We start from the raw sequence: 15,732 nt of genomic DNA, 5'->3' as shown, positions 1-15,732 counted from the left end.
TACAGATATGTATTGGATACACCTGTGTATCCAACCCGGATCTCCCAGAGGAGCCTCGTGTCCACTCTCCTGTCCTCCCTCGGCCGCTGGTCGTACCGGCACCCGTGGCGCGTGCTCGTCTCCTGGCTGCTCGCACTCGGACTCGCCGGCGCCGGCGCGCTCGTGCTCGGCGCGGGCACGGACAACTCCTTCTCCATTCCCGGCACCGAGTCGCAGGCAGGTCTCGAGCAGCTGAACCGCTCGTTCCCGCAGGTCAGCGGCACCAGCGCGCAGATCATCGTGGTCGCCGCGGACGGCGACTCGATCGCGGACGAGCCGTACCGCCAGGACATCGAGAAGACCGTGGACGGGCTCGCCGACCTCGACGACTCCGTCCTCTCGGCGACCTCCCCCTACGACGAGAACGTCAGCGGCATGATCAACGACGACGAGACCGCGGGCATCATCCGCCTGCAGTTCGACGGACAGTCGACCGACGTGTCCGCCGAGACGCAGGACGATCTGCGTGCGGTGGTCGCCGACCTGTCCGACGAACTGCCCGCGGGATCGCAGACCGCGCTCGGGGGCGACCTGTTCGCGACCTCGATCCCCGGCGTCACGCTCACCGAGGCGGTCGGCCTCCTCATCGCACTGCTCGTGCTCATCGTGACGTTCCGCTCGTTCGTCGTGGCCGGGCTCCCCCTTCTCACGGCCGTGCTCGGCGTCGGCATCTCGATGGCCGGCATCTTCGCCGCGACGGCGTTCGCAACCGTCTCGTCGACCACCCCGCTGCTCGCCCTCATGCTGGGCCTCGCGGTGGGCATCGACTATGCGCTGTTCATCATGGCGAGGCATCAGGACCAGGTCCGCGACGGCGTCCCGCCCGAGGAGTCCACGGCCCGTGCGGTCGGCACCGCCGGCTCGGCCGTCGTCTTCGCCGGCGTCACGGTGCTCATCGCCCTGATCGGCCTCGGCTTCGCCGGCATCCCGTTCCTCACGACCATGGGCGTGGCCGCGTCGGCCGCCGTGGCGGTCGCCGTCGCGATCGCCGTGACCCTCACCCCCGCCCTGCTCGGCTTCATGAAGGGACGTGTGGTCGGCCGCCCACGCCGCGAACGGAAGGCGAAGAAGGATGCTCCGGCTCCCGCGCCCCGTCGTCGGTTCAGCGACCGCTGGGTCAGCGGGGTCACGAAGCGCCCGATCCTCGTGTCGCTGGCCGTCGTGATCGGCCTCGGCATCGTCGCGGTCCCCGCGCTGAGCCTCAACCTCGCCCTGCCGAACGCCGGCGTGCTCCCCAAGGACAACGAAGCGCGGCAGAGCTACGACCTCGTCGCGGAGAAGTTCGGCGCCGGCTTCAACGGCCCCCTCATCCTCACCGGCACGATCGTCACGTCGACCGATCCGCTCACCCTCATGCAGGATCTCGGCGACGAGGTCGCGACCATCGACGGCGTCAAGGAGGTCGCGCTCTCGACCCCGAACGAGACGGCCGACACCGGCATCGTGCAGATCATCCCCGAGACGGCACCGGACGACCCCGCCACGGCCGATCTCGTGCGGGAGCTGCGCTCGCATCACGCCGAGTGGCTCGACGAGTACGGCATCGACCTCAAGGTCACGGGTTTCACCGCCGTCGGCATCGACATCTCCGACCAGCTCGGCCACGCGCTGCTCCCGTTCGGTATCTTCGTGATCGGCCTGTCGCTCATCCTCCTCACGATCGTGTTCCGCTCGCTCTGGGTGCCGGTCACGGCCGCGGCCGGATACCTGTTGTCGATCGTCGCCGGGTTCGGCATCGTCGGCGCGGTCTTCGAGTGGGGCTGGTTCGCCGACCTCCTGCACGTCGCGAAGGTCGGGCCGATCATCAGCTTCATGCCGATCATCCTCATGGGCGTGCTGTTCGGGCTCGCGATGGACTACCAGGTGTTCCTCGTCTCGCGCATGCGCGAGGACTTCGTGCACGACCCCGATGCCAAGAGCCCCGACCGGATGACCCGCCGCGGTGCCGCGCTCCGGGCCGTGCGCAGCGGCTTCACGGGATCGGCCAAGGTCGTGACCGCGGCCGGACTGATCATGTTCGCGGTGTTCGTCGCGTTCGTCCCCGAGGGCGACTCCTCGCTCAAGCCGATCGCCCTCGGGCTCGCGGCCGGCATCGCCATCGACGCGTTCCTCGTGCGCATGACGCTGATCCCGGCGCTCATGGCGATCCTCGGCGAACGCGCCTGGCAGATCCCCGCGTGGCTCGAGAGGATCCTCCCGAGCGTCGACATCGAGGGCGAGGCCGTGGAGCGCGAACGCCACCTCGCGGACTGGCCCGGCGACGATTCCGTCGTGGCGGCCGATGACCTCGCGATCGCGGATGCCGGAGTCGAGGGCGTCCACCTGCGGGTCGCACCCTCGGGTACGGCGGTGGTCACGGGGTCGTCCTCCGGGGCGCTGCGCGTGCTCGCCCTCGCGATCGCCGGACGCGTCACGCCGGACGACGGACGCCTGCGCGTCGCCGGCCATCTGCTCCCCGGACGCGCCGCCTGGGTGCGCGCCCACGTGGGTGCGGTCCTCGCGACGGATGCGGCGCCCCTCGCATCACAGCTGTCCGAGGCGCTGCGCGGCCGCCCGGCCGTCGTCGTGCTCGATGCGGTCGACCGGCTGAGCCGCGCCGAACGCGATCAGCTCGCCGCACGTCTGCGCGACGCCGATCCGTCGATCGCGCTCGTCGCGACCGCCGTCTCGCCGCAGCCCGCGCTCGACCTGTTCGAGTCCGCCGGACGCCCCGCTCCTGCCCTCATCGACATCGACACGCTCGCGGTCGCCCAGACCGCATCCACGACCACCGAGGTGAACGCATGACCCTCCCCATCGAGCGCGCCCGGTCGCGCAAGCCCATCACCTGGCTGACGATCCTCGGCATCCTGCTGCTGCCTGCGGCGGTCGGCGGCATCCTCGTCGCCGCGTTGCAGAACCCCACGGAGCGCCTCGACTCCATGACCGCGGCGATCGTCAACCTCGACGAGCCCGTCACGATCGACGGTCAGCTCACGCCTCTCGGCCGCCAGCTCGCCGCAGGTCTGGTCGACGGCTCCGACGACCTCGACTCGAACCTCACCTGGGTGATCTCCAACGAGGAGGATGCCGCCGACGGCCTCGCCGACGGCTCGTACCAGGCCGTCGTCACGATCCCCGAGGACTTCTCGGCCGCGGCGACCTCCGCGGGGCAGGCGATCTCCGACGGCGGCGGCGAGGCCGAGCAGGCCACGGTCCGCGTCACCACCCCCGACGACGGACTCGTCGCCGACGACCTCATCACGAGCCAGATCGCCGACGTCGCGGCCTCCAGCACCGGCACCATGCTGTCGGAGGCGACCATGAAGAACGTGCTCGTCGGATTCACGACCATCGGCGACCAGATCGGCGACGCCGCGGACGGTGCGACCCAGCTCGCCTCGGGAGCGCGGGATGCCGCGACCGGTGCCGCCGCGATCCCCGACGGCGCCACGCAACTGGCCTCCGGTGCGACGCAGCTCAGCTCGGGAGCGTCGTCGCTCGCCTCGGGCCTCGACACGCTCACCGCGAAGACACGCGAGGCCGCGGGCGGTGCGGCGACGATCGGGCAGGGACTGACGGCGGGAGCGCAGCAGCTGCAGGCGCAGGGGGTCATCCCCGCACAGGTGAGCGGCGGCGCGGCGGCTGTGGCGACGAGTGCCCGCGACCTCGCGAACCAGTGCCAGCCGCTGCTCTCCGGCGCGGAGTTCTGCAAGAAGCTCGAGACCCTCGCGCAGCAGGCGGAGGGCGCTTCCGCCGGGCTCACGCAGGTCAACACCCAGGTCACGTCGACCATCGCCGGCCAGCTCTCCCAGGCCGGCGCCGGGACCTCGCAACTGGCCGGCGGCCTCACGCAGCTCGCAGACGAGGGCCTCGTGCAGTCCGCGGCCGGCGCCCGTTCGCTCGCCTCCGGCGCCGACCAGCTCTCCTCCGGGGCGACCGAACTCGCGACCGGCGCGACCGACCTCACGACGGGACTCGACACCCTGGCCACCGGGACGAGCGATCTCGCCGGCGGCCTGCACACGGCATCCGAGTCCCTCCCCTCGTTCAGCGACGGGGAATCGACGTCGCTCGCTTCGGTGATCGCCGACCCGGTCGCGGCGAAGGGTTCCGGGAACACGATCTTCGGCCCCACCGCGATCCCGCTGCTCGCCGCCGTGGTGCTGTGGTTCGGTGCGATGGCGTCGTTCCTCGTGCTGCGCGCGCACACGACCCGCACGCTCACCTCGCGGCGCTCGTCGGCAGGGCTCGCACTGCGCTCGTTCGCCCCCGCCGCGGCGATCGGCGCAGCGCAGGGAGTGCTCGTGTCACTGATCGTCCAGATCGTCGCCGGCTACGACGCCGGAACCTGGTGGGCGTTCGCCGGCATGGCGGTGCTCGCGGGGGTCGCCTTCGCGGCCGTCAACCAGGCGCTGGTGGCCGTGTTCGGCGGGACCGGCCGATGGATCAGCGCGCTCGTGGGCGTGCTCGCGATCGCGACGGGACTCGTGTCCACCGTGCCAGGCTGGCTCGCCGATCTCGGGGCGGCCCTGCCGACGGCATCCGCGTTCTCCGGCCTCATCTCCGCGAGCGGCGGCGCGGCCGCGGCGCTCGTCGTGTGGGGCGTGCTGTCGCTCGTGGCGACGACCGTGGCCGTGACGCTGCGCCGCACGACATCTCCGAAGGCGGCCATCGCGACCGCCTGACCCGGCTGCCCCGAGCACGGTTTCGGAGCCGCAGCCCGACACGCCGCGTATCCCCGGGATGCGCGGCGTGTCTCGTGTGGGCTCCGAATCCGTGCCCGGATGTGACGCCCGCGGCGGGCTTCATGACGGGAGGATGCGGTGGCGGGTCCGTACGATCGGGGCATGCGCCGACCGTTCATGGACACGCCCGAGCAGCTCGCCTCCCTCGACGGGCAGCAGTACCTCGTGCTGCGCCCCACGACGGCCGTGGCCGAGGTGTACGAGCAGGCGCAGGATGCCGCGCTCCGACTCGCCCGCATCCCGCATCCGCACGCGGGGCACGTGACGCTTCGCGGCTTCTACGAACCGGAGCGGCGGAGAGAGCTGCGTGACCTGATCCGCGACTGGGCCGACCAGCAGCCACCGGTCGAGGTCGAGGTCGAGGCGGTCGACGCCTTCCCGACGCCCTGGCAGATCGTGATCCTGCGCCTCGCGCGCAGCGCCTCGCTCGTCGCCGCCTACTCGAGCCTCACCACGGCGCTGGACCGCACGGACTTCCGGCGCCTCGGCGAGCTGAGCCTGGAGGACTGGACGTTCCACCTGTCGGTCGTCTACGGCAAGACGCTGTCCACCGACGAGTGGGAGTCCTTCGCCCGAGCATCCGTCCGCGATCTGGACGACCGCCCGCTGGAGACCCTCACGGAGGCCGAGCTGGTCTGGTACGAGGACGGCGTCGAGCACGCCGAGGTCATTCCCCTCGGCGGCTGACCCGACAGGATCAGCTCAGGCCGGAGTAGGCGTGCAGCCCCTTGAAGAAGACGTTCACGATCGTGAAGTTGAAGATCACGGCCGAGAAGCCGACGATCGACAGCCACGCCGAGGGGTTGCCCCGCCAGCCGCGGGTGGCACGGGCGTGGATGTACCCGGCGTACAGGACCCAGATCACGAAGGTCCAGGTCTCCTTGACGTCGAAGCCCCAGAAACGGCTCCACGCGTAGTAGGCCCAGATCGATCCGGCGATGAGCGTGAAGGTCCAGAGGATGAAGCCGATGATCGTGAAGCGGTACGCCATGCTCTCGAGGCGGTCCGCGCCGGGGAACGTGCGCAGGAAGCCCGGGCCCGTCTTCTCAGCCCCTTCGGCGATCAGACGCTCGCGCCGCGCCTGCATGAGCTGAATGACCGACAGTGAGAACGCGAGCGCGAAGAACGCCGTGCCCAGCGAGGCGACGAAGACGTGGATCACGAGCCACACGCTCTTGAGCGGGTCCATGAGCGGCGAGACCTCGACGTAGAAGTTCGTCGCGGCGAGGCCCAGCAGGATCACGACCAGACCCGTGATGAACGTGCCGAGGAAGCGCAGGTCGAGCTTGACGAGCACGGCCAGGAACACGGCGACGATCAGCAGCGTGCCCATCATCGCGAACTCGTACAGGTTGGCCCACGGCACGCGGCCCGCGGCGAAACCTCGCGTCAGGGTGGCGGCGAGGTGGAACAGGAAAGCGAGAACCGTGAGCGACGTTCCGATACGCGCCATCACGAAGCGCTTCGGGGCGGCGCCGGATGCCGTCGCAGCAGCGCCCTTCGCCTCGGCACCGCCGACCGTGCCGCCGGACGCGCCCGCGCCGACGAGCTCGAACTCCCGCACGCTCGCCGCGTCGGCCGTGAGCTGCGAGCGCCGCGCGAGGTCGAAGGCGTAGGCCACGAAGGCCGCCGCATAGATCGCGATCGCCGTCCACAGCAGGACCGGCGAGATCACTTCGAGTTCGAACATGGTGTCAGTCTACTTTCGGGGTGTCGGATGCGGGGGCGTCGGGTCCGCCCTCGGATGCGGGCTCGACCGCGGCCGTGACGCCGGCCGCGTCGAGCAGACGGGCGTGACCGGCGACGAGGTCGTCGACCGCGAGCGCGAGGGTCGGGTCCTCGCCGCGTGCGAGTCCCGCGTACTCCAGCGCGACGGATGCCTCGCCGGGCGTGGCCTTGACCCACACGCGGCGGCGGGGCACGAACAGCGCGAGCATGAGGCCGCCCAGGGCGAGCAGTGCGAAGCCGAGCACCCACGGCCCGGAGGCGTCGCGGTGGATCTGCAGCGACGCGAAGCGCTTGACCGACTGCGAGGCGTCGGTCGCTCCCTCCGGCGACTCGTCCTCGAAGGTGACGGTGCCGAGTCCGTTCGGCAGGTCGGCGGTCTCTCCGGGGGCGAGCTCGATCGACTCGAGGTCGGTGCCGCGACCGGTGACCTTCGTCATCCCGTCGGTGTCGAGCACGTACACGGAGCGCGGCACCCCGTCGTCGATGCCGAGGTCGCCCGAGTACACGTCGAGCGTCAGCGTCGGGTTCGTCAGATCCGGGTAGGCGGAGAAGAACGCCCCGCTGGCGAGCACGCCCGTGGTCGGGTAGAAGAACCCGACCAGTCCGATCTGCTCGGCCAGCCCGTCGGGGATCTTGATCACGCCGAGGGAGGTCATGTTGTTGTCCTGGGGCAGGAACGGCGTGCTGTTCGTGAACACGACGTCGCCGTCGGCATCGCGCACCGTGATGGTCGGGGCGTAGCCGTTGCCGAGCAGGAAGACGTTGTCGTCGGCGACGCCGAGCGGCTCGTTCACCTTGACGGCGCCGGTGCGCTCCTCGCCGTGCTCGTTCACCGTGACGTTGGCGGAGAAGTTCCCGGCCTGCCCGGATCCCGCCTCGCCGAACGGCTGGTAGGTGACGTCGAACGTGTCGAGGCGCATCGAGTACGGAGCGAGGGCGTCGTCACCGACGAAGCGTCCGCGGTTCATGGAGTCGTAGTCGAGCAGGGTGTTCGCGAACGTCTCCCCCTCGACCAGCACGCGCTGACCCGTGTAGGCGAAGCCGCCGCCCACGCCGATCGTGACGAGCACGCCCACGAGAGCCAGGTGGAACAGCAGGTTGCCGGTCTCGCGCCAGTACCCGCGCTCGGCCGACACCGACGAGGACCGCTTGTCGTCGTAGCGCTCGACGCGGTATCCCAGCGCCTTGAGCTGCTTCTGCGCGATGTCGATCGTCGAGGCGGCGTCGGCGGCGGCATCCGTCGAGGTGCGCTCGACCGCTCGATGGTCCGCGAGCCTCTTGAGGCGCGCGGGAGTGCGCGGCGGCAGGGCGCGCAGCGCCTTGGCATGGTGCTTGATGCGCGGGATCACGCAGCCGACGAGCGAGGTGAACAGCAGCAGGTAGATCGCCGAGAACCACGGCGACAGGTACACGTCGAACATCTTCAGGCCGTCGAGCACGGGGAAGAGATCGGGGTTGTCGCGCTGCCACTGCGTCACGCCGTTCGGGTCGGCCATGCGCTGCGGGAAGATCGAGCCCGGGATCGCCGCGATCGCGAGCACGAGCAGCAGGATCAGCGCGGTGCGCATCGAGGTCAGTTGACGCCAGCCCCAACGCAGCCAGCCCACGAACCCGAGACGCGGCTGCGTGATCGAGTCGTCGCTGCCGTCGACGTGGTCGGACGGGCGGAGCGGGTCGCTGCTGGTGTCGCGGGTCGTGGTCTTCACGGAACGAGGGGTCCTCCGGTCGGGCGTCTCATCGTCAGAGCGGGGTCGTGACATTGCTCATCACCGCCGTCAGGCGCGACATGATGTCGGTCCACAGACCGGACACCATGAGGACGCCGAGGACGATCAGCAGTACGCCGCCGATGATGTTGACGATGCGGATGTGGCGGCGCAGGAACCCGACCGTCCGGCTGGCCCACCCGAAGCCGAGCGCCACCAGCAGGAACGGGATGCCGAGGCCCAGCGAGTACGCGAGACCGAGGAACCCTGCGCGCACCGGGTCGCCCGCGTTGAACGACAGGGCGATGATCGCGGCGAGCGTCGGACCCATGCACGGCGCCCAGCCGAGGCCGAGGGCGATGCCGAGCAGCGGAGCGCCGATCATGCCGTACTTCGAGTCGACGTGGAAGCGGAGCTCGCGCTGCGCGAAGCCGAAGATCCCGAGGAACACGAGGCCCATGAGGATGATGACGACGCCGAGTATCCGCGTGATGAGGTCGCCCCACACGAGGAAGAACACCCCGGCGGTGCCTCCGAGCACCGTGAAGGCGATGAACACGATGCTGAAGCCGAGGATGAAGAGCAGGACGCCGAGCAGCAGCCGACCGCGGGCCGGCGACGCGGCATCCGTCGTCGTGGTCGCGGCGCCCCGGGGAGCGACCGCTCCCCCGAGGAACCCGAGGTAGCCGGGCACGAGCGGCAGCACGCACGGCGAGAGGAACGAGACGAGACCCGCGAGCATGGCGACGGGGACTGCGAGCCACAGAGCGCCCGAGCCGATGATGGCTTCGGGGTTCACGGCGCCCCCGCCGGGCTCACGAGTCCTCCGCCAGCGCGTCCTTGACGAGCGTCGAGAGGATGGAGGTGCCGTCGATCGGGCCGATGATGCGCGCCGCGACGCGACCCTGCTTGTCGAGCACGAGCGTGGTGGGCGTCGCCTGGATCGGCACGGCCGACGCGAACGCGAGCTTCGCCTCGGCGGTGTCGACGTCGATGAGGCTCGGGTACGTGACGCCGAACTCGGCGGAGAACGCCTTCGCCGTGTCGGGCTGGTCGCGGGTGTTGATGCCGACGAACGCGACGTCGTCTCCGCCCTGCTCCTGCCAGACGGTCTCGAGGTCCTTGGCCTCGAGACGGCACGGCGCGCAGCCGGCGTACCAGAAGTTCACGACCGCGACCTTGCCGGCGATGTCCGCGCTGTCGAAGTCCTCCCCGTCCTCGGTGACGCCGCCGAAGACCACGGGCTCGCCGCGGTCGGCCACGGGGATCTCGACGATCGCGCCGTCGGCCGCCACGTAGCCGGTGTTGTCGCCGCTCAAGAACGAGTCGCTGACGGCGTCGGGGGCGCAGGCGCTCAAGCCGATGGCGAGCACCGCGGCGAGCGCGACACCGACCGCACGGCGAGAGCGCCGGATGCGGCAGGGGCGGCCGCTGCGGATCGGACTGTCCGTCGAGGCGAGTGGCACGATTCCCAGTTTACGCGCGGGTTCCTATGCATGGGCCGGACGGGAGCGGGCCGCGACTCCTCTAGAACCGGGCGAGCACGTCGTCGACCCCGGCGCGGAACCGCGGGCACGTCGCGATGTCGTGCGACCGGCAGTTCATCGCGTGCTCGGTCATCTCGCGTGAGCGCCGCATCTCCTCCATGCGCCGGTCGATGTCGTCGAGGTGCTGCTGCAACACCACATGACGGCCCCGAGCGCTGTCGTCCAGCAGCACCGCGATCTGCTCGAGCGTCATCCCGGCGGCCTTGCTGCGCTGGATCACGGCGATCCGCACGACCTCGTCCTCGCCGTAGCGACGCCGACCGCCGGTGTCGCGCGGCGGCGTCAGCAGACCGACGGACTCCCAATGACGAAGCACGTTGGTGGGCAGATCGAAGCGTTCGGCGACGTCGCCGACGGACCACGGATGCTCGGCGTTTGACTTCATGTCAACATGAAGTCACACACTGGTCGGGAACGCAACTCCCCGAGAGGAAACCCATGTACGACGCGATCGTGATCGGCGGCGGCCCCGCCGGACTCCAGGCGGCCCTGACGCTGGGCCGGATGCACCGGACGACCCTGCTGCTCGACTCCGGCCAGTACCGCAACGGCACCGTGCAGCACATGCACAACGTCATCACGAACGACGGCACCCCGCCCGCGGATTTCCGCGCCCGGGCTCGCGCCGAGCTCGCCGCCTATGCCGATGTCGAGATCCGCGACGTCGCCGCGCAGGCCGTCGCCGGTATCGAAGGCGACTTCGTGGTGTCGCTGCCGGGAGGCGCCTCGGCCTCCGCGCGCACCGTGATCCTCGCGACCGGGGTCGCCGACGACCTGCCCCCGGTCGACGGACTCTCGGAGCTGTGGGGCGTCGGCGCGTTCTCCTGCCCCTTCTGCGACGGGCACGAGCACGCCGGCAAGCCGATCGCCGTGCTCGGCGCCGCCGCCAGGGCCGAGCACCTCATCGCGATGCTCGGGCGCTTCGTCGGCGAGATCAGCGCCGTTCCCGTGGGCGAGCCGTACACCGAGGAGGAGATCGCCTCGCTCGAGGCCCGAGGAGCGCGAGCGAGCCGCGCGGTCGTCGACGCCGTGGCACGCGCGGGCGACGGCGTCGTGGTGCGCACCGCGGATGCCGAGCACGCGGTCGCCGGGATCTTCGTCGCATCGGGCACCATGCGTCAGCGCGCGTCATTCATCCCACAGCTCGGTCTGGGGATGCTCGACTCCGGCGCGATCGAGATCGACGACTTCGGACGGACGTCCGTGCCCGGGATCTACGCTGCGGGCGACCTCGCCCACCGGGCGTCTCTGCCCGGCCCGATGGCCGCCGTGATGATGGCGGCGACCGCCGGGCAGCTCGCGGCCGTCGGCGTCATCCAGGCCCTCATGGCCGCGGAGCACTGACGCGTTTCGTCTCGTCGCTGCGCTCCTCGCTCAACGACCGGTGACCCCGCGAGCGTCAGACCGCGCCGACGTCGACCGCGCCGCCGGTCGACGCCGGCTCGGCGTAGTCGACCTCACGCCACACGTCGCCCACGCGCTCGAACGAGGTGACGCTCGACAGCGCGCAGCGTCGTGTCCGGGGGTCGTGCCGCAGCGGCAGTCCGGCGACCCGCAGGTGCGTGATCCAGATCGGCGCCTGGTGCGACACCATCACCATGTCGCCCCCGTCTGCGGCATCCCAGGCCTCGCCCATGATTCCGAGCATGCGCTCCGCGATCGATGTGTACGGCTCACCCCAGCTCGGCACCGACGGCTGACGCAGATGCCACCAGTTCAGCGGGTTGAGCAGGGAGCGCCGCATCTGCGTGCCCTCGAAGACGTTGGCCGGTTCGATCAGCCGCACGTCGAGCTCGGGCGCCATGCCGAAGCGCTCCGTGAACGGCTCGGCCGACTCCTGCGTGCGCTCGAGAGGCGAGGCGTACAGCGCCGTGACCGGGCGGTCGAGCCCCGCGATGTGCTCCGCCGCGGCGGAGGCCATCTTCCGGCCCGCACGACTCAGGTGGTAGTCGGGAAGCCGCCCGTACAGCACCCGCGCGGGATTGTGCACCTCGCCGTGGCGCACGAGGTGCAGTCGAGATGCAGGCACGTCAGACCTTGCTGTAGCGCGACTCGCCGAAGCCGAGGATCAGGTAGCCGATGTACGGGAAGACGAACAGCAGGAAGAACGAGAACAGCCCGCCCTTGCCGAAGCGCTCGCCCAGCTTGATCGCGACGACGATCCCGAGGATCCACCCCACCACCGGAATGAGGTACAGCAGCGCCCACCAGCCGGACATCCCTGCGATCTTCACGAGGAACACGACGTTCACGATCGGGATGATCGCGAGGATTCCGGGGTACCCGGCCTTCGTGAACACCTTCCAGAGGCCGATCACGACGATCACGTAGAAGACGAGGGCGATGAGCCCGGTGGTGCCCGAGAAGATCGAGGCGTAGAGGTCGGAGATGCCGTTGGAGTCCATGGGAGCGCCCTTTCCGTCGAGCCGATCATACTGAGCGCGCGATCCCGCGCCGGGGAGGCGGCGCCCACCCCCGTAGAATGGGCGGGTTCACCATCTCCCAGATCAGGAGGAATCCTCCGTGCTTCGCACTCACTCCGCCGGCTCCCTGCGAGCCGAGCACATCGGTCAGACCGTCACCCTCACGGGGTGGGTGGATCGCCGTCGTGATCACGGAGGAGTCGCGTTCATCGATCTGCGGGATGCGTCGGGCATCGCCCAGGTCGTGATCCGCGACGAAGAGGTGGCCCACCCGCTGCGCAACGAGTTCGTGCTCCAGGTCACGGGCGAGGTCTCGCGCCGCCCGGAGGGCAACGCGAACCCGAACCTGCCCACGGGCGAGATCGAACTCATCGCGTCGGATGTCGTCGTGCTCAACGAGTCCGCTCCCCTGCCGTTCCAGGTGTCGACCGCGCTGGCCGAGACCGAGACCATCGGCGAGGAGGCGCGCCTCAAGTACCGCTACCTCGACCTTCGCCGTCCGCAGGCGGCCTCCGCCCTGCGTCTGCGGTCCGACGTGTACAAGTCGATCCGCGACGTGCTGCACACCGAGGACTTCACCGAGGTCGAGACGCCGACCCTCACCCGGTCGACCCCCGAGGGCGCCCGCGACTTCGTCGTGCCCGCACGCCTGCACCCGGGCAGCTGGTACGCCCTGCCGCAGTCGCCCCAGCTGTTCAAGCAGCTGCTCATGGTCGGCGGTGTGGAGAAGTACTTCCAGATCGCGCGCTGCTACCGCGACGAGGACTTCCGCGCCGACCGTCAGCCGGAGTTCACCCAGCTCGACATCGAGATGAGCTTCGTCGACCAGGAGGACGTCATCGCGCTCATGGAGCGCCTCGTCGTCGCGATGTGGAAGACGATCGGCGTCGAGGTGCAGACCCCGCTGCCGCGCATGACCTACGCCGAGGCGATGGCCAAGTACGGCTCCGACAAGCCCGACCTGCGCTTCGGCCTCGAGCTCGTCGAGGCCACCGAGTACTTCGCCGAGACCCCGTTCCGAGTCTTCCAGGCCGAATACGTCGGCGCGGTGCGGATGCCGGGCGGCGCGAGCCAGCCGCGCAAGCAGCTCGACGCGTGGCAGGACTGGGCCAAGCAGCGCGGCGCTCGCGGTCTCGCGTACGTCCTGTTCAACGAGGACGGCACACTGGGCGGCCCTGCCGCCAAGAACCTGTCCGAAGCCGAGCAGGCGGGCCTCGCCGAGCTCGTGGGCGCCGAGGCCGGCGACTGCGTGTTCTTCGCCGCGGGCTCCACGAAGGAGAGCCGAGCTCTGCTGGGCGCCGCGCGCGTCGAGATCGGCCGCCGCCTGGGCTACCTGAACCCCGATGAGTTCGCGTTCACGTGGGTCGTCGACGCCCCGATGTTCGAGCCGGCGGCGGACGCCGTGGCCTCGGGCGACGTCGCGGTCGGCGCCGGCGCGTGGACGGCCGTGCATCACGCGTTCACCGGCCCGAAGCCCGAGTTCGAGGCGACGTTCGACACCGACCCCGGCTCCGCCCTCGCCTACGCGTACGACATCGTATGCAACGGCTCGGAGCTCGGCGGCGGCTCGATCCGCATCCACCGCGAGGACATCCAGAAGCGCGTCTTCGAGGTCATGGGCATCAGCGACGAGGTCGCCGACGAGCAGTTCGGCTTCCTCCTCGAGGCGTTCAAGTTCGGCGCCCCGCCGCACGGCGGCATCGCACTCGGCATGGACCGCGTGCTGCAGCACCTGTCGAAGACGGAGTCGATCCGCGAGGTCATCGCATTCCCGAAGTCCGGCAACGGCTTCGACCCGCTGACCGCCGCGCCCGCGCCCATCACGGCCGCGCAGCGCGCCGAGGCCGGCGTCGACTTCGAGCCCGAGGACGACGAGGCCTGACGCGCGTCGCGGATTCGCACTCGGGTCGCAGAGGATTCTCGGATTCCTGCGACCCGAGTGCTTTTCTCCGACGTCAGCGCAGCGCGGCCATCGCAGGCACGATGTTCTCGTTCCACACGTCGACGCCGAGCTTCGCGATGAGCGCGACGACGACGAGCAGGAACACCACGCGGATGAACGTCGCCCCGCGCGAGATCGCCATGCGCGACCCGAGGTAGCTGCCCGCGACGTTCGCGACCGCGAGGATGCCGCCGAGCAGCCACAGCACGGCCCCGTGCGGGATGAACAGCAGCAGCGCACCCGTGTTCGTCGCGAGATTGACGATCTTGGCCTTGGCGCTCGCCTGCAGGAAGTCGTAGCCCAGTAGCGCGACGAGGGAGATCACGAGGAACGTCCCCGTCCCCGGGCCGATCAGGCCGTCGTAGAAGCCGATCACGAGTCCGGCGACCCCAGCGGTGATGTAGTGCTTGTGGCCTGAGAACCGCAGACGTGTCGCGGCGCCCATCTGCGGCCGGAAGGCCGTGAACAGCGCGACCGCGAGCAGCGCGACGACGATGATCGGCTTGAACGCGGCGGCGGGGAGCACGGTGGCGACCGCGGCCCCGCCGAAGGATCCGGCGAGGGCGACCCCCGCCATGGGGAGCGCGGTGCGGATGTCGGGTTTCGCCCGACGGTAGTACGTCACGCTGCTCGTGGCCGTGCCGAAGACCGACGCGAGCTTGTTCGTGGCGAGCGCCTGGATCGGCGAGATGCCGGGGATCAGCAGGAGCGCGGGGAGCTGCAGCAGTCCCCCGCCGCCCACGACCGCGTCGATCCAGCCGGCGGCGAACGCCGCGACGACGACGAGGATCAGCGTGCCCCAGGTGAGCTGCTCGAGCCCGAGCACACTGCCGATGTCCATCCCTCCAGGATGTCAGACCCCGTGACTCGGATCGGCCGGCCACCGGTGCGAGACTGGCCGCATGCTCGATGCCCTCCCCCTCCCGCACTCGTTCGACTCCCGCGTCGGCCCCGCACAGCTGCGCCGAGCCACGGAGGCGGATGCCGACGCCGTGATCGCGCTGCTCGCCGACGACCCGATCAGCGCCGCGCGCGGCGACCGGGCCTCCGAGACCGATGCTCCCGCCTACCGGGCCGCCCTCGGCGAGATCCTCGCCGAGCCGTCCAACGATCTGCTCGTCGTGGAGCTCGACGGCGCAGTCGTGGGCACGCTGCAGCTCACCTCGATCCCGGGCATGGCCCGGCGCGGCGCACGTCGTCTGCTCGTCGAAGCGGTTCGGGTCAGCAGCGCGCTGCGATCCTCGGGTATCGGTTCCGCGGTCATGACGTGGGTCGCCGACGACGCCGCCCCTGCGCTCGGCGCCGCGATGGTGCAGCTCACCTCGGACGCCGCCCGCGTCGACGCGCACCGCTTCTACGAGCGTCTCGGCTACGCCGGATCGCACGTCGGGTTCAAGCTCAGGGTCCCGCGCGAGGGTCGCTGACCGTTCACGACCGCGCGCCCGGTCAGACGGATGCCGCGAATCCTGCATCCCTGTGCGCAGTTGTCCTGGTGCCGCGCCCTGTCGCACCGGATCGGCCACGATCCGGACACCGTCCGTTCACCCACCCCCGCACGATCGGCAACTTCGGAGTCGTAGTTTCCTCTCGCAACCCGAATACCGGCACACAGCGCCGGAC

General features: G+C 70.3%; 14 protein-coding genes. 6 read left to right on the top strand and 8 right to left on the bottom strand.

Annotated features, from left to right (window positions below; translation table 11 throughout):
- Positions 1 to 57 precede the first annotated feature (57 nt).
- From ACIPY8_RS04450 to ACIPY8_RS04440, 3 genes are all read left to right on the top strand, one after another.
- Positions 58 to 2,826 carry an MMPL family transporter gene (locus tag ACIPY8_RS04450; protein ID WP_400815390.1) on the top strand — a complete coding sequence of 923 codons (2,769 nt, stop codon included), beginning with the start codon at positions 58 to 60 and terminating at the stop codon, positions 2,824 to 2,826.
- Positions 2,823 to 4,706 carry a YhgE/Pip domain-containing protein gene (locus tag ACIPY8_RS04445; RefSeq protein WP_400815388.1) on the top strand — a complete coding sequence of 628 codons (1,884 nt, stop codon included), beginning with the start codon at positions 2,823 to 2,825 and terminating at the stop codon, positions 4,704 to 4,706. The genes ACIPY8_RS04450 and ACIPY8_RS04445 overlap by 4 nt, the downstream gene beginning before the upstream one ends.
- Before the next feature lie 162 nt (positions 4,707 to 4,868).
- Complete coding sequence (locus ACIPY8_RS04440) at positions 4,869 to 5,453, top strand: 2'-5' RNA ligase family protein (protein ID WP_400815386.1); 585 nt, start codon at positions 4,869 to 4,871, stop codon at positions 5,451 to 5,453.
- A 10-nt stretch (positions 5,454 to 5,463) separates the two neighbouring features.
- Here the strand turns inward: ACIPY8_RS04440 and ccsB are convergent, their stop codons facing one another.
- The 5 genes from ccsB to ACIPY8_RS04415 all read right to left on the bottom strand — a co-directional run bounded on the left by ccsB (position 5,464) and on the right by ACIPY8_RS04415 (position 10,132).
- The gene (ccsB, locus tag ACIPY8_RS04435) at positions 5,464 to 6,456 is read right to left on the bottom strand and encodes a c-type cytochrome biogenesis protein CcsB (RefSeq protein ID WP_400815384.1); all 993 of its coding nucleotides are present in this window, start codon (positions 6,454 to 6,456) and stop codon (positions 5,464 to 5,466) included.
- Between the two features lie 4 nt (positions 6,457 to 6,460).
- Positions 6,461 to 8,254 carry a cytochrome c biogenesis protein ResB gene (locus ACIPY8_RS04430; RefSeq protein ID WP_400815382.1) on the bottom strand — a complete coding sequence of 598 codons (1,794 nt, stop codon included), beginning with the start codon at positions 8,252 to 8,254 and terminating at the stop codon, positions 6,461 to 6,463.
- Positions 8,235 to 8,999: a cytochrome c biogenesis CcdA family protein gene (locus tag ACIPY8_RS04425; RefSeq protein WP_400815379.1), complete on the bottom strand. Its 765-nt coding sequence runs from the start codon at positions 8,997 to 8,999 to the stop codon at positions 8,235 to 8,237. Before ACIPY8_RS04425 ends, ACIPY8_RS04430 begins: the two co-directional genes overlap by 20 nt.
- A 16-nt stretch (positions 9,000 to 9,015) precedes the next feature.
- Positions 9,016 to 9,666 carry a TlpA family protein disulfide reductase gene (locus ACIPY8_RS04420; RefSeq protein ID WP_400815376.1) on the bottom strand — a complete coding sequence of 217 codons (651 nt, stop codon included), beginning with the start codon at positions 9,664 to 9,666 and terminating at the stop codon, positions 9,016 to 9,018.
- 61 nt (positions 9,667 to 9,727) lie between these two features.
- The gene (locus ACIPY8_RS04415; RefSeq protein ID WP_400815373.1) at positions 9,728 to 10,132 is read right to left on the bottom strand and encodes a MerR family transcriptional regulator; all 405 of its coding nucleotides are present in this window, start codon (positions 10,130 to 10,132) and stop codon (positions 9,728 to 9,730) included.
- A 53-nt stretch (positions 10,133 to 10,185) separates the two neighbouring features.
- On the opposite strand from ACIPY8_RS04415, the gene ACIPY8_RS04410 reads away from it, so the two are divergent.
- Complete coding sequence (locus tag ACIPY8_RS04410) at positions 10,186 to 11,091, top strand: NAD(P)/FAD-dependent oxidoreductase (RefSeq protein ID WP_400815371.1); 906 nt, start codon at positions 10,186 to 10,188, stop codon at positions 11,089 to 11,091.
- Between the two features lie 55 nt (positions 11,092 to 11,146).
- Here the strand turns inward: ACIPY8_RS04410 and ACIPY8_RS04405 are convergent, their stop codons facing one another.
- Entirely contained in the window at positions 11,147 to 11,776 is a 630-nt protein-coding gene (locus tag ACIPY8_RS04405) for a histidine phosphatase family protein (protein ID WP_400815369.1), read from the bottom strand.
- 1 nt (position 11,777) lies between these two features.
- A complete protein-coding gene (locus tag ACIPY8_RS04400) occupies positions 11,778 to 12,152 on the bottom strand; it encodes a DUF5684 domain-containing protein (RefSeq protein ID WP_400815367.1) in 375 nt (124 codons plus the stop codon).
- 118 nt (positions 12,153 to 12,270) lie between these two features.
- On the opposite strand from ACIPY8_RS04400, the gene aspS reads away from it, so the two are divergent.
- Positions 12,271 to 14,052, top strand: a complete 1,782-nt coding sequence (gene aspS / locus ACIPY8_RS04395) for an aspartate--tRNA ligase (RefSeq protein WP_400815365.1) — start codon at positions 12,271 to 12,273, stop codon at positions 14,050 to 14,052.
- Between the two features lie 73 nt (positions 14,053 to 14,125).
- On the opposite strand, the gene ACIPY8_RS04390 is transcribed toward aspS, so the two are convergent.
- Positions 14,126 to 14,953, bottom strand: a complete 828-nt coding sequence (locus ACIPY8_RS04390) for a sulfite exporter TauE/SafE family protein (RefSeq protein WP_400815362.1) — start codon at positions 14,951 to 14,953, stop codon at positions 14,126 to 14,128.
- 61 nt (positions 14,954 to 15,014) lie between these two features.
- Between ACIPY8_RS04390 and ACIPY8_RS04385 the strand changes: the two genes are divergently transcribed.
- Positions 15,015 to 15,536: a GNAT family N-acetyltransferase gene (locus ACIPY8_RS04385; protein WP_400815360.1), complete on the top strand. Its 522-nt coding sequence runs from the start codon at positions 15,015 to 15,017 to the stop codon at positions 15,534 to 15,536.
- Positions 15,537 to 15,732 lie beyond the last annotated feature (196 nt).

This window comes from Microbacterium sp. NPDC089696, assembly GCF_044749125.1.
GTDB lineage: Bacteria > Actinomycetota > Actinomycetes > Actinomycetales > Microbacteriaceae > Microbacterium.
Note: the sequence above shows the minus strand (reverse complement) of the source record. Positions and strands in the feature narration are given on the sequence as shown.